The 13,532-nt window shown below is 39.7% G+C and carries 13 protein-coding genes; 4 read left to right on the forward strand and 9 right to left on the reverse strand.

Features of this window, described 5'->3' with window-relative positions; translation table 11 throughout:
* Positions 1-196 precede the first annotated feature (196 nt).
* From JW794_04300 to JW794_04315, 4 genes are read left to right on the forward strand one after another with little or no spacing between them, the layout of a single operon-like run.
* Positions 197-1,492 carry a nodulation protein NfeD gene (locus tag JW794_04300; GenBank protein ID MBN2017336.1) on the forward strand — a complete coding sequence of 432 codons (1,296 nt, stop codon included), beginning with the start codon at positions 197-199 and terminating at the stop codon, positions 1,490-1,492.
* 54 nt (positions 1,493-1,546) lie between these two features.
* Positions 1,547-2,512 (forward strand): tetratricopeptide repeat protein, encoded by a 966-nt coding sequence (locus tag JW794_04305; GenBank protein MBN2017337.1) that lies wholly within the window; start codon positions 1,547-1,549, stop codon positions 2,510-2,512.
* 49 nt (positions 2,513-2,561) lie between these two features.
* Positions 2,562-2,747, forward strand: a complete 186-nt coding sequence (locus JW794_04310; GenBank protein ID MBN2017338.1) for a hypothetical protein — start codon at positions 2,562-2,564, stop codon at positions 2,745-2,747.
* 11 nt (positions 2,748-2,758) lie between these two features.
* Positions 2,759-3,397, forward strand: a complete 639-nt coding sequence (locus JW794_04315) for an HAD family phosphatase (protein ID MBN2017339.1) — start codon at positions 2,759-2,761, stop codon at positions 3,395-3,397.
* A 1-nt stretch (position 3,398) separates the two neighbouring features.
* Here JW794_04315 and JW794_04320 read toward each other — a convergent pair whose 3' ends face one another.
* The 9 genes from JW794_04320 to arcC form a co-directional block, all read right to left on the reverse strand.
* A complete protein-coding gene (locus JW794_04320; GenBank protein ID MBN2017340.1) occupies positions 3,399-5,315 on the reverse strand; it encodes an adenylate/guanylate cyclase domain-containing protein in 1,917 nt (638 codons plus the stop codon).
* A 9-nt stretch (positions 5,316-5,324) separates the two neighbouring features.
* On the reverse strand, positions 5,325-6,272 hold the full coding sequence (locus JW794_04325) for a D-alanine--D-alanine ligase (protein ID MBN2017341.1): 948 nt from the start codon (positions 6,270-6,272) through the stop codon (positions 5,325-5,327).
* Positions 6,262-7,128 (reverse strand): xanthine dehydrogenase family protein subunit M, encoded by an 867-nt coding sequence (locus JW794_04330; protein ID MBN2017342.1) that lies wholly within the window; start codon positions 7,126-7,128, stop codon positions 6,262-6,264. The genes JW794_04325 and JW794_04330 overlap by 11 nt, the downstream gene beginning before the upstream one ends.
* Entirely contained in the window at positions 7,121-7,612 is a 492-nt protein-coding gene (locus JW794_04335; protein MBN2017343.1) for a (2Fe-2S)-binding protein, read from the reverse strand. Before JW794_04335 ends, JW794_04330 begins: the two co-directional genes overlap by 8 nt.
* Positions 7,602-9,809 carry a xanthine dehydrogenase family protein gene (locus JW794_04340; GenBank protein ID MBN2017344.1) on the reverse strand — a complete coding sequence of 736 codons (2,208 nt, stop codon included), beginning with the start codon at positions 9,807-9,809 and terminating at the stop codon, positions 7,602-7,604. Before JW794_04340 ends, JW794_04335 begins: the two co-directional genes overlap by 11 nt.
* Positions 9,781-10,617, reverse strand: a complete 837-nt coding sequence (locus tag JW794_04345; protein ID MBN2017345.1) for an XdhC family protein — start codon at positions 10,615-10,617, stop codon at positions 9,781-9,783. The genes JW794_04340 and JW794_04345 overlap by 29 nt, the downstream gene beginning before the upstream one ends.
* 1 nt (position 10,618) lies before the next feature.
* Positions 10,619-11,236 carry a nucleotidyltransferase family protein gene (locus JW794_04350; protein MBN2017346.1) on the reverse strand — a complete coding sequence of 206 codons (618 nt, stop codon included), beginning with the start codon at positions 11,234-11,236 and terminating at the stop codon, positions 10,619-10,621.
* A 1-nt stretch (position 11,237) separates the two neighbouring features.
* On the reverse strand, positions 11,238-12,170 hold the full coding sequence (thrC, locus tag JW794_04355; GenBank protein ID MBN2017347.1) for a threonine synthase: 933 nt from the start codon (positions 12,168-12,170) through the stop codon (positions 11,238-11,240).
* 351 nt (positions 12,171-12,521) lie between these two features.
* Positions 12,522-13,484 carry a carbamate kinase gene (gene arcC / locus JW794_04360; GenBank protein ID MBN2017348.1) on the reverse strand — a complete coding sequence of 321 codons (963 nt, stop codon included), beginning with the start codon at positions 13,482-13,484 and terminating at the stop codon, positions 12,522-12,524.
* Positions 13,485-13,532: the final 48 nt, after the last annotated feature.

Genomic DNA, 13,532 nt, shown 5'->3' on the forward strand with positions numbered 1-13,532 from the left:
TGTAATTATAAGCATACTTGGCTTGCTAATTTGCAGTGGAGACAGGTCGGAAATTCTCCCAAGCTTTGTATTGATCTAATCATAAACTTCTGATGTTGATTTACCGAGACATGTCGGGAGAAGCCTGATTGTTATTTATTTTCTAAAATTATTGACATTGCAAAATAAAAAATGCATGCTGCATATGGAGTATCATATGAAAAAATTTATTCAAATATTATTCTTCCTTTGTATCCCTCTCCTTATACATGCGCAAATACAAATCGATGAAGTATATCTCCTTACCGTAGATGGTGCCATCGGTCCTCCAGTTGCAAATTACATTATTGATCGAATTGAGATCGCCGAAGCTCACGATGCAGCAGTACTCATCGAGATCAACACACCAGGCGGGCTCGATACATCCATGCGTGAGATCATACAGAAGATCATGAATGCTGATGTACCGGTTATCGGATATGTTACACCGGAAGGTGCCAGGGCAGCTTCTGCTGGTGCGATCATTATGCTTTCGTGCGACATCGCAGCCATGACACCAACTTCGAGTATTGGCGCTGCACATCCGGTTTCAATGGGAGCGAAGATCGACTCAACAATGGAGAAAAAAGTGCTCAATGACATGCTCTCCTATGTTGCTTCTCTTGCTCAAAAAATGGGGAGGAATGAAGACATCGCAAAAAAAATGGTCTCAGAAAGTATTTCACTTCATGCAAAAGAGGCACTCGAAGAGAATGTTATTGAGTATATCGCATTGTCGAGAAACGCACTTTTCAAAGAAATCAACTCGACTAAGATTGTTAAGAAGGATAGAATCTTTATCATGAATACGGAATATGCGGACGTCATACCTCACCGCATGAATTTCATTGAAAAATTTTTATTTTATATAACCAATCCAAATATTGCATACATACTCCTGATGCTTGGCATCTATGGGATAATTGCGGAGTTCTCATCACCGGGAATCGGTTTCGCAGGTGTGTTTGGTGCGATCTCTCTCCTGCTTGCATTTTTTGCACTCTCAAACCTGCCTGTTAATGTTGTTGGACTGCTCCTCATTGTTGTTGGTTTTATCCTGATCCTGCTTGAGATCAAGGTGCAATCATCGGGGATATTAGGAATAGGAGGTGTCGTGGGCATCGTACTTGGATCGATGATGCTGATCCAGTCTAAAGCACCATTCCTCCAGATTTCGATATCACTTATCATCGGTGTGGCGATCTTCACAGTTTTCTTCTTTCTTTTGCTTGTTACTCTTGTCGTAAAAGTTCATAAAAGCAAAGTCACAACCGGACGGGAGGGTGAGATCGGAGAAAGAGGAGTAACACTCACCGTTCTTGATTCTGAAGGACAGGTTTTTGTGCGCGGTGAGATTTGGACTGCCATATCAACAGAGGGTAAAATAGACATCAATGAACCGATTGAAGTTGTAAAAATCAAAGACCTTACCTTGTGGGTGAAAAGGGTATCTTCACAGTATGAAAATTCTTGACGAATATTAAGTCTCTCGGATTTTTCAGAAAATTTTTATGAAAAAGGAGAACAAATGAAAAAATATGTACCAATAGTGATGGTGATAATCGCCGTATTGGTTCTTGCTGCATGTCAGAGCAAGTATATGACAACTGCACGATTAGCTATTCGCGATGAAAAGGATCCGGATAAGGCAATCGAGAACTTGAAGATGGAAATTCAACAAAATCCTAAAAATGCAGATGCCTACCTCTTTATGTCTCAAATCTATGGTCAGTACAAGCAGGATTATTATGCATCCTATCAATATGCTAAAAAAGCTGTTGAAATCGATCCTGCAAAGAAGAAAGATGTCGATCTAATCTACCTGACAACATGGAGCCAGCTTCACAACCAAGGACTCGAAGCATTAAAAGAGGATAATTTTAAAGAAGCACTCATTAAGCTAAATCAAGCACACGATATCCAACCAGATAGCCTGATAACTTTTGAACTCATTGGTGACACATATATTCGAGCAGACTCAATTAATAAAGCACTCGATGTATTCATTCAAATTTATAATAAGCATCCAGAAAATATTGATGCTATAAACAAAATTGCAACGATCAATTATAACCAGGGTAATTATGAAGATGCTGTTGAATATTTCCTTATCCTTCATAATCTTGAACCTGAGAATACTGACTGGCTCTATAATATCTGGGTAACAGAAATAAAACTTGGTAATGAAGATGCAGCTCTTGGGTATGCAAAGCAAGCAATTGAAATTGATCCAACGAACACTGAGCTTCTTTATAATATTGCAGACATGAACTTCAATCAAAAAAAATATGCAGAAGCAGCCGAATATTATGAGAAAATTGTTGAAATCGATCCAACACAATTAGAAGCTTTGAAATATCTATGCTACTGCTTGAGTAATACAAAGAATTACGCTGATCTTGTAACCTATTCCCAGAAATGGCTTGATGTCCAACCTGAAAGCAAAGAAGCTCAGCAATTCCTTAGCCTTGCCAAGCAGATGCTTAATAAATAAAAAAGATGGTGCAGGAGCATCAAAAAAAATAGATAAGGGGGCAGATCAGATGAAAATACTTGCTTGGATTTTCGGTATTCTTGCAGTTATTATGGTCATTTTCGCAATCATTATGTCTCTGTTTGGCATTGTACCATTTCTTACTGTTTCAAAAGCCATTAACTACATCCACTTTGCGAATACTCTTGTTCTCTTTACCATTGCGTTGATCCTTTGCGACAAGAAGAAGGAGTAGCTCTGACGTAGATGCCGATTAAAGCCATTCTTTTTGATCTTGACGGTGTTATAGTAGACACACTTCATTTTCACTTCCTAGCCTGGCAGGAAATGTTTCGTAGATGGGACGGTGAGGTTCGCGAACTCACCGTCCTCCTTCATGAGGGAAGAAGCTCGAGGGAAATTTTACCAATTCTCATAGAGGAAGCAGGTATTGAAATCCCCGAAGATCAGCGACACGATTTCATCGAAACCAAACGCGCCTACTACCGGTCGATCGTGGATGTGCAATTCTATCCGGGGGCAAAAGCTGTTTTAAAAAAATTACACAAAGAGGGATATCGTCTGGCACTTGTTACTGCATGCGCTAAGAAAAACATGAATCATGCACTGACAGAGAATGAATTAAAATTGTTCGATGTTGTTATAACAGGCGACGACATCCCCCGTGCAAAACCAAATCCCGACCCGTATGATATAGCTCGCAAAAAGTTAGGATTGGAAAAGAATGAATGTCTTGTTGTGGAGAATGCTCCATTGGGGATTGAATCAGGGAAAAATGCAGGAATAAAAGTTGCAGCCATTGCAACGACACTACCGCAAGAATATCTTAATGGAGCGGATTATTATTTGGATACATTAGAAGATATTTTCAAGTATTTGATGTAATCTACTCAAAAGTCTTCTGCACATTCACATCTTCTTTGAGGGAAAGCAGTTCATATAACTTAAGCGGCTGTCCTTTTCCACGAAGAGTTTTCGAATCCAAATAGCGTGCTTCCACTTTTTCTTTCACTGCTTCGTAGGTCGTTTCGCTGATAATAATATGATTTTCAGTCTCATATTCCTTATTCATCGGTTCGATACGTGCACCTGTATTGATCGTATCTCCGATTGCAGTATAGTCGAAGATCTGTTCTGAACCGAGGTTCCCGACCAGCGCAGAACCGGTGTGAATACCAATCCCGAACTGCACACAATCCTTGCCTTCCTTTGTCCATTTTTCCTGGAGTTTTCGCAATCTCTCAGCCATGATGAGTGCTGTCTTACACGCATTGTACGCATGCATTTCATAATAATATGGCACACCAAACAGCGCCATGATTGCATCTCCCACGAACTTGTCGATAGTACCGCTGTTCTCCTTGATCACATCCACCATCTCTGTTAAATATTCTCGCAGGATATCAACAACTTCCTTCGTATCGTGCTGCTCTGTATATGTGGTGAATGATCGAAGATCTGAGAAAAGTACGGTAAGTTCCTGTACCTGTCCACCGAATTTCAAGCGCTTGGGATCCTTCATCACCAAATCGACAATATCCTTTGCAACATATTGCTGGAACGCTTTTTTTATGAACAACTTTTCCTTCCTACCCATATAATACTGCATCACGAGATTACCGAGAAATGAGATTAAAATCGCAGAAGGAACTTCGGTCACATTTACTATCGTATGGTTGGTCTTGAACATCATATACACGAAAACAAGATATCCGATAATGAGTAACACGCCGATAATTGCATTGATCGTGGGCTTGAAAAAGTTAAAGATGATATTGATCACAAAGATCAAGATCAACAAGCCGAGCACAAGGTACAGATAACTAAATGGTTTTAGATAATTTGAATGCAACACCATTTCAATGAAATTTGCATGAATTTCTACACCGGGAGTCAATCCATAACCTTTACCCGGATCATAGAATGGAGTAGGAAAGAGGTCATGAAGCTCTTCTGCAGATGCTCCAACAAGCACGATCTTATCTTTAAATGTTCCTGTTTGAAGGTAATTATCAAAGGTATTGAAGTCCATCCCGAAAGCTTTCTCACTGCGTACCTGGAATGTGCTGTCATCCAACACGGTATCGAGGTGATAATACGGAAACGTATGAGCGGGTCCATAGTAGTTTATGAGGACAGTATTTCCCGAAAACTTAGGCATAACATACGAGCCGAGCATGAAACTCTCATGCGAGTTGTAAATTTTCGGTTCCTCTCCACGCTGTTGTGCAAGAAGCATTTGCAGTCCCTTTACGCCGATCGTATAGTATGGCTTATCTGCGTACGTTGAAAAAAGTGTATATTTACGAACAAATCCATCCTGATCCTGCGATATTCCTACAAGCCCCCACTCGAGATCTCTATCTGTGATTTCAACAATCGGCGGCACAATACGCAGAGTAACGGAATTACCCTTTCTTGTCTCGCTGAGTTTTCCTGCAAAGATCACATTGCTGTATTTAGCAGCAGTAATGCCAAGTTGAACATCTTCACTGGGGAGTGTTTGTTCGGTGAATTCTATATCGAATATGATCACTGCAGCTCCTGCTTTATTGAGATTCTCTATAAGATGTGCAAAGTAACTTCTCGGGAAAGGATACCTCCCGAGTTCTTCAAATGCTTCGTCAGAAACATCGAGAATAACTATATCCTGGGATACTTCAAGCGGTCCCCGGAGATTGAAATTCGTATCGATCCAGTTGAGTTCAAGAGTTTTATAAATGCGTGTCATGGACAACAGAATGACCGCAACAAATACAAAGATTGAAAAAATTATTACGAATCTAAATTTTATTTTTTTCATACGATCCCCTTATAAATCGCTAAAATCCTGCTCAATTAATCGACGTATCAATTCCTCAAAATCCATCCCTACTGCTTGTGCAGCCATCGGGACCAAACTCAATGATGTCATGCCCGGAAGTGTATTTACTTCAAGAAAATAAAATTTATCTCCATCATATCTGAAGTCGATTCGTGCATAATGGGAGCAGCCGAATTCTCTATAAATACGCAAAGCATAATCAGTGACACATTTTGCTTTATCCGATGAAAGATGCGCCGGTGTTTCATAAACTGTGAAATTCTCAGTGTATTTATTTTTATAATCATAGAAACCATTTTTTGGTTTAATCTCAACGACTGGAAGTGCTCTGTCACCAAGCATTGCTACCGTAATCTCCCTGCCAGGGATATACTGCTCGATGATAATATCGTTATCAATTGAAAATGCATATTCCACAGCATCATTAAACTCGTTTTCACTATCAAGGATTGTTACACCAACCGACGAGCCAGAAGCATTCGGTTTGACTACCAGATGTTTGTCGAGTTGTCTTGAGACGTTTTTATAGGAAGGAACTTCCTCATTTTTTTTATAAAATAATGCTCGAGGAACCGGAATATTAAGAACATCTCGGGCAATCAATTTAGATATTTTCTTGCTCATACATATAAAACTCGAATCTGCATCAGAACCTACGTAAGGAATTCCTGCAAGCTCGAATAATTTTTGGAATGTGCCGTTTTCCCCATCTCCGCCGTGCAAACCGATGAACACACGATCACATTGTGCTTTTTTTATATCTTCGGCTAATTGTATGTAATTTATCTTCTCATTTTTAACATAGTCGGAAGGATCGAAGATAAGAACTGTTTTCCCAAGTGCGAGGAGTGCTTTTTCCACAGCTTCGCATGTATGGATCGACACGTCACGTTCTTCGGATGTGCCGCCTTTGAGGAGAGCGATTCTATTGTTCATATAATAATATTGATCTCAAACAATCCCCCAACAAATTCTTCGTCAGCAACTCACGAAATGCTTTTGTGGAACGAATATCAGTAATTGGTGATATTTCTTTCTCAAGTATGCGTTTCGCTTCTTCGACAGTCCTTTCGGAAATCGTTTTATGTTTGAGGAATTCCTCTGTCTTAATTAATCTCCGCACGGTTGGAGAGACGCTTCCAGCTGCGAGTCTAATATCCAATATCTCATCATTATCAATCTCAGCAAAGCATGAAAGAGATGCCTTTGTAATAGTCATTGCATTGCGCTGTCCCACTTTACGGAAATAGCACTTCATCTTCTTTAATGGAATAGGAATGATTATCTTTGTGATCAGTTCACCATTATCGAGAGTGTTAGCACAGGGACCACAGAAATATTCTGAAAACGAGATATTTCTTTCTGTTGCTGTGCGTGGTGAAAATATCGTTAGTGATGCACCCAATACCACAAGCGGTGTGATCGTGTCACCTGCTGGGGAAGCATTACCGATATTGCCCCCGATCGTCGCCCTGTTTCTAACCTGTTCCGAAGCCATGGTTCGTATCGCCTGTATGAGAATCAGTAATTCTTCTTGTATTACTGGCGAATGCAAGATTTCATTTAATGTTGATGATGGTCCGATGATGATCGTATCACCTTTTTTCTCGATACCTTTCAGTTCTTCAAGTTCTGATAAACTTACAAAAACAGCATCTTCTGGTAATTCCTCTTTTCCAACCATAAGATCGGTTCCGCCTGCAAAAATTATAATTTTGGAATTCTCAATCTTTGAATAGAGTTCATGATACTCAGTTAATGTTTTAGGAGAGAAGATTTTTTTCTTATTCATAGAATCTCTTCGGTATTTCGATGTTCGTGTGCAGCAATTGTCGTACTGCTTTTATGATCTTATCATACCCGGTACATCTGCAGATATTACCGGCAAAGACACTCTTTACCTCGTCATCGGTGAGGACTTTCCCGTTCGATTTCCTCAAGAGTTCTATGGTAGACATGATAAATCCTGGTGTGCAAAAACCGCATTGCACTGCACCGTTCTCTTCATAGGATTGTGTTATTGAAGTGAAAAAATCAAAATCGCGTAATCCGTCAATGGTGACGATATCTGCATCTTGCAAGTGCATAGCCGGGACAAGGCACGAATTGACGAGTTTGTTGTTCATAAAGACAGTACAGGCACCGCACTCACCTTCACCACACCCTTCTTTTGTTCCGGTAAGTCCGAGTGTATCTCTCAGGATATCAAGAAGCCGATCGAGTGGTTCTGCTTCGAAAGAAACCGATTTTCCGTTTATATTACATTTAATATTCATAATTTTTCTTTTCGATCATCGATGCGATTACTTCAGGTGTCATAGGTATTTTTGTCGCGGTTTTACCGATGGCAAAACTCACGGCAGAAGCAACAGCAGGAGCTGCACCGACAAGGGGTAACTCACCGAGGGCTTTTGCACCGAAAGGTCCGTTAAAATATGCATCTTCTACGATTTCAACATGCAATTCGGGCACATCTTCAATCGTTGGGATAATATAATCCCGGAATCCTCTATTAAGCACCTGTCCGTTTTCAAGGTGGATATCCTCGTAAATCGCATAGCCAATACCCTGTATGATGCCGCCCTGGATCTGTCCTTCTGATTGCTGACGATTGATCGCTCTGCCGACATCATGAGCAGAATAAAATTGCTTTACACTCACCTGGTATGATGTAAGATCTATCTCAACTTCGGCGACATTTGCAGACCATGCATAAACAGGATAACCATATCCTTTGTAGGTATCCTCGTCAAAGGTGATAAAATTCGGATGTTCATATTCCTTTTGTACTGAAAGTGTCTTATGATCATTAAAATATTTTTTTGTCGCCTCTTTAAAATCTTGTAATGAAAACTCAATGTTATTTAAAGATAAAGCGCTGAGTATTTGTTCGCAGTTGTCAAAAAGTAGTTTGCCAACGATCATGGTGCTGCGAGAGGCAACAGTCGGTCCACTATTTGGCACCTTGCTTGTATTTTTTTCCTCGATTATAATATCATTAAATGGCAGGTGCAGGGCTTCTGAAACAATTATCTTGTAAGCAGTATCAACGCCTTGTCCCATCTCTGTATTGGCAGTTTTTATGACTACTTGCCCGTTTGGAAGAACTTCCATTGTAGCAATTGCTTTAATGCGATTTTCTCCCACTCCCGTGAATCCACATCCGTGGGGTGCAAGTGAAATTCCAATTCCTTTTAAAATGCCTGATCGCTTTGCTTCTTTTTCGTTATATTTTTTGAATTCGTTGTATTTTTTCTCATACTCAGAACTCTTTAAAACTTTCTCAATACATTGAGGTAAACCATAGCTATAATCGATCGGCTGCCCTGTTGGTAATTTGTCGCCAAGAGAGAGCAAATTTGCTTTTTTGATCTCCCATACAGGCATGTTCAGAGTCTGTGATATTTTCTCGACTAGCATCTCCATTGCAAATAATGATTGCGGTCCACCGAATCCACGGAATGCTCCGCAAGGAGGAATGTTCGTTTTAATTGCTTTACCGTGAATATAAACATTTGGAAGTTTATAACAACCAAACGAAGTTAAAACAGCTCGTGCCAGAACAACAGGACTCAGCGTTGTATATGCGCCGCTATCAAGCAGTATATTCATGTCAACAGCTTGAATGTTACCCTCTTTACTTACTGCTGCTTTAGCATTGATTTTTGAAGGGTGTCTTTTGGTGGTGTAACGAATATCCTCTTCGCGATTATAACTCATGATCACCGGTTGTCCTGTTTTTTCTGCAAGTAAGGCGACATGTCCGCAAATGAGTGAAGGGAAATCTTCTTTACCGCCAAATGCCCCGCCTGTCATAATTTGTGTTACATCAACCCGTGTCTCTGATCCCATAAATAATTCGTTCATGGCATTCTGCACATAATAGGGACACTGCATCGAGCCCTTTATATGAATTGTTTTTCCATCAGGTATGGCGACAACAACCTGTGGTTCAAGATAGACATGCTCCTGGAAACCGGTTTCAAACGTATCTTCAATAATATGATCTGCCTTGATAAACGCTTTTTTAACATCACCGTTTTTCAATATTATCTCTTCGAATGGCTCGTTTGCATATGACGACTGCATTGCCTTATTTAGTGTGCAAAAGGCCTGTAAGTCATCATAATTTATGGTAATATGTTTTTTTGCCTTGTGAAGGATCTTATCGTTTTCTGCTGCCAGAAGGAGTATCGGTTCTCCATAATAGTTCACCTCATTTTTTGCGAGGTAAGGCATATCGTTTTTGATAATAGCGACAAAATTATTTTTTATGTCCTTTGCAGAAAGAACAGTTATACGAGACCAGTCAAAATCATCATCAAAGGCGACAGATAGGATACGTGCATGTGCTCTATCAGATCGAACAGTAGCAGCATAAAGGAGATTATCAATATGAAGGTCTCTTGTATATTTTTCGATGCCAGCAATTTTTGAAGCAGCATCAATTCGAATTTCTGTATTTTTCTTCATAATATTTCAACCTCATATGAGGTACTTCTTTATTATATTCCAGCGCCTGCATTTCAGCGGCAATACTTAAGGCAATCTCCGATACAGAGGATCCACCAAGATCAATCCCAATCGGTGAATAGAGATTATTCAAATCCACATCACCAAACTCATTCTTGATCATATCAAGTGTTGCAGTCACTTTTATTTTTGAACCGATCATACCAATATAAGCAAAAGGAAATTTCTTTTTTACGATCATCCTCAAAATATCATAATCATATCGATGGCCGTGAGTGACGATTACTGTATAGGAGTGATCTTCAGGCTTAAAATCATCTAAAAATTTTATATATTCTTCACACACTCTTTCATCTGCGAAAGGATGCAAAGACTCTGTCACAAACTGCTCCCGATTGTCAATAATTACGATTGAATATTTTTCCGAAGGAAGGATTCGTTCCAATGCCTGGGATACGTGTCCACCACCGAAAACATATATTCTTCTCTTTGGAACATTGACCTCAAAGTAGATTTTCACCGAGCCACCACAGAGCATTCCTGTCGCTTCCTTAGATGTCGTTTCATCTGATTGAAGATCATACTCCTTTGTTCCATTGACACCTCTTTTCAGAAAGCCAATCGCATCCTTTTCGACCATTTTTTCAATAGTTCCACCACCAACTGTTCCATGGGTTTCTCCATCTAAACAAATGATCATTTTGAATCCAACTTTCCCAGGTGTCGAACCCTCTGCTTCAATTACTGTGGCGACAACAAATGAGTTCTTTTGCTTTTTAAAATGATATATTTTTTCTATGATATCCATTCTAATCTAAATATTCCTTTACTTCATCAGGCGTATTTATATCTTGAATAATTGATTTATCTTCAATCACAACATAGGTCGTATCTTCTCGCCATTTCTTCAGTATATCTCTTAGAGAATCCGAATCAGGCACTGATGCAACGTACTCTATTACATCCCGCGATAAAACGATCGGGTGTCCTGCTTTCATGTTATATGAAGGTATGATCACATCCAAACGTTCATCATGAGTTCTTTCAGCTAAGACCGTATACACAGATTCAGAGATATGCGGCTGATCAACAAGATGAAGCATGACATAATCTGATTTACTCATTTTATGAAGAAGAGATTTTACGCCTGTTTTAATACTGCTGAACATACCATTCTGAAATTTCGGGTTGAAAACAAAGTCAATTTTTTTAAGGACGTCATCACTTTTATATACCACTCTCACGCTCTCTTCCAGGATTTTATTATTATAACCAGTAACAATCAAAATATCATCACACACTGTAGAGAGTTTATTAATGATATGCTCGATGAAGGTCTTGTTTTTGTAGCTTGCCAATGGTTTGAATTCATCCATCCTGCTTGAAAAACCTGCTGAAAGGATCAAACCATAGATTTTCGATTTCATGTTATGATGTCATTAATGCTTTTTGTGCATTCTTAATGTCTTTCAGACCACTACCTGTTAGAAGTACGACCACCTTTTCCTTTCGAGATGAATTTTCATTATATTTCATGAAACCAGCCCACGCTGCTGCTGCAGAAGGTTCAACAAAGAAACCATGTTTCTGGCTCAGGTATCGCTCAGCATTAAGTATCTCTTCATCAGTAACTTTTACTCCAAAACCATCTGTGCTTTTAATTGCATGGGCAGCCATGTAAAGGTTTCGAGGGGCATTAACAGAAATACTGTCTGCAAGTGTGGTTGACTCTTTATAGGCAAACTCACCCGTTTTGACATAATTGATAATACCCGAGCTTCCCTCCGCCTGCACTGCAATGAGTTGTGGAATTTTATCTATGAGATCGAGGTGTTTCAAATCGTAGAAACCTTTGTATATTCCTGAAATGATACTTCCGTCGCCAGTGGGCACAAATACTTTATCTGGTGGCTGACAATTCATCTGGAGAAATATATCATAAGCACCTGATTTCTTGCCTTCAGTCGTAAGTGGATTATATGCAGTATTGCGGTTGTACCAGCCATGTTTGTGGGATTGTTCAATGGAAATATCATACGCATCGTCATAACAGCCATCGACCTTTTCAACATCGGCTCCATACATGCGGATTTGGGTATACTTCTCCATTGGAATAGTTCTTGGCACGAAGATCTTCGACCTTAGACCAACCATTGCGCAAAGACCGGACATCGATGATGCTGCATTCCCTGTTGATGCAGTACAGATAGTATCTTTACCACGTTCAATAGCTTTTGCCAGAACCAGTGTTGAAGCCCTGTCTTTGTAAGAATAAGTTGGATTATGTGTTTCATCGAGCAAATACACATCATGAATGGTGTCCGCATCAATCTGGTACAGTGAATGGATCGGCAAAGACATTCTCGTTTTCATAATCTCAGGTGGATCGTTTTTTAACGGAAGAAGTAACGGAAAGCTGAATATATTTCCTGGTTGTGTCTGTTTGAAATAATTTTTATCATACTGAGTTTTCAGATCATCATAATCATAATGAACTTGCAGACACCCAATAAGTGGTGAATATGGTTTATTTTTATCCGCACAAAGTGGGCACAAATAGTGATCATGGTTCTCTATCTCGTTGGATGACCACATGGCGCCACACGAGAAACAAGTGTAGTAATATTCTTTCATACGCAATCGAATCGAAAAGATTTAAACTGGATAAGTATGTCTACTTTATTATATGAGAATACATTTTTTAATGAACTTTTAATTCTTTATTATCGTCCCGGTCCTTCCTTCCAGCGCATCAACTGCATGATCTAGAGATGTGATAATGGATTTATCTCCACCTTCTTTAACGAAACGTATTGCTGCTTCCATTTTTGGTCCCATACTACCAGCAAGGAAGTGACCTTCTGCAAGAAACTTCTCAGCTTCTGCAACGGTTATTTCACCTAATGCTTTTTCTTCAGGTTTACCATAGTTTATACATGCATGCTGTACATCAGTGAGGATAAGAAATATGTCTGCATCAACGGCTTGTGCAAGTACATTTCCTGCCTTATCTTTATCGATCACTGCTTCGAGTCCGGTATAGGTCCCATCGGGATTCTTCTTCACTGGCACTCCCCCGCCACCGGATGCAATGATGATCGCTCTTGCTGCTACGAGTGCCTGGATGCAATCTGCTTCTATTATCCTGATTGGTTCAGGAGAAGGTACAACGCGACGCCAGGTCTTATCACCTTTGGGTTTAACCTGCTTCACAACATATCCTTTTTTCTCTTTCAATTCAAGAGCAACTTCTTCCGTATAAAAAGGTCCAACCGGTTTTGAGGGATCTTTAAAATCAGGATCATTTTCATCCACAAGCACCTGTGTTACGACTGTTGTTATGGGAATATCTTTCCCTTTCCTGAGGAAATAATCTCTCAAAATATTCTGGAACATATATCCGATCTGTCCCTGTGACATTGCACCAACAACATCGAGCGGTTGTGGCGGGACAAGGTTCTTTGCTTCTTCCTGTTGTATGAGAAGATTGCCAGCTTGTGGGCCATTTCCATGGGTGATGATCAATTTATAGTTCAGGGCATTCATTCTGATAAGCTGCTCGCATGTAATCGCCACATTATTGAACTGTTCTTCAGCCGTACCCTTTTCATCTGCTTGCTTTATTGCATTGCCACCAAGTGCGATGACAACCAGTTTTCGTTTATCATTATTCATTATATTTTCTCCATATTTTGAAAATCGATCTAATTTCTAGTTTCAAGT

Source organism: Candidatus Cloacimonadota bacterium (assembly GCA_016932035.1).
In the GTDB taxonomy this organism is placed as follows: Bacteria; Cloacimonadota; Cloacimonadia; order JGIOTU-2; family JGIOTU-2; genus Celaenobacter.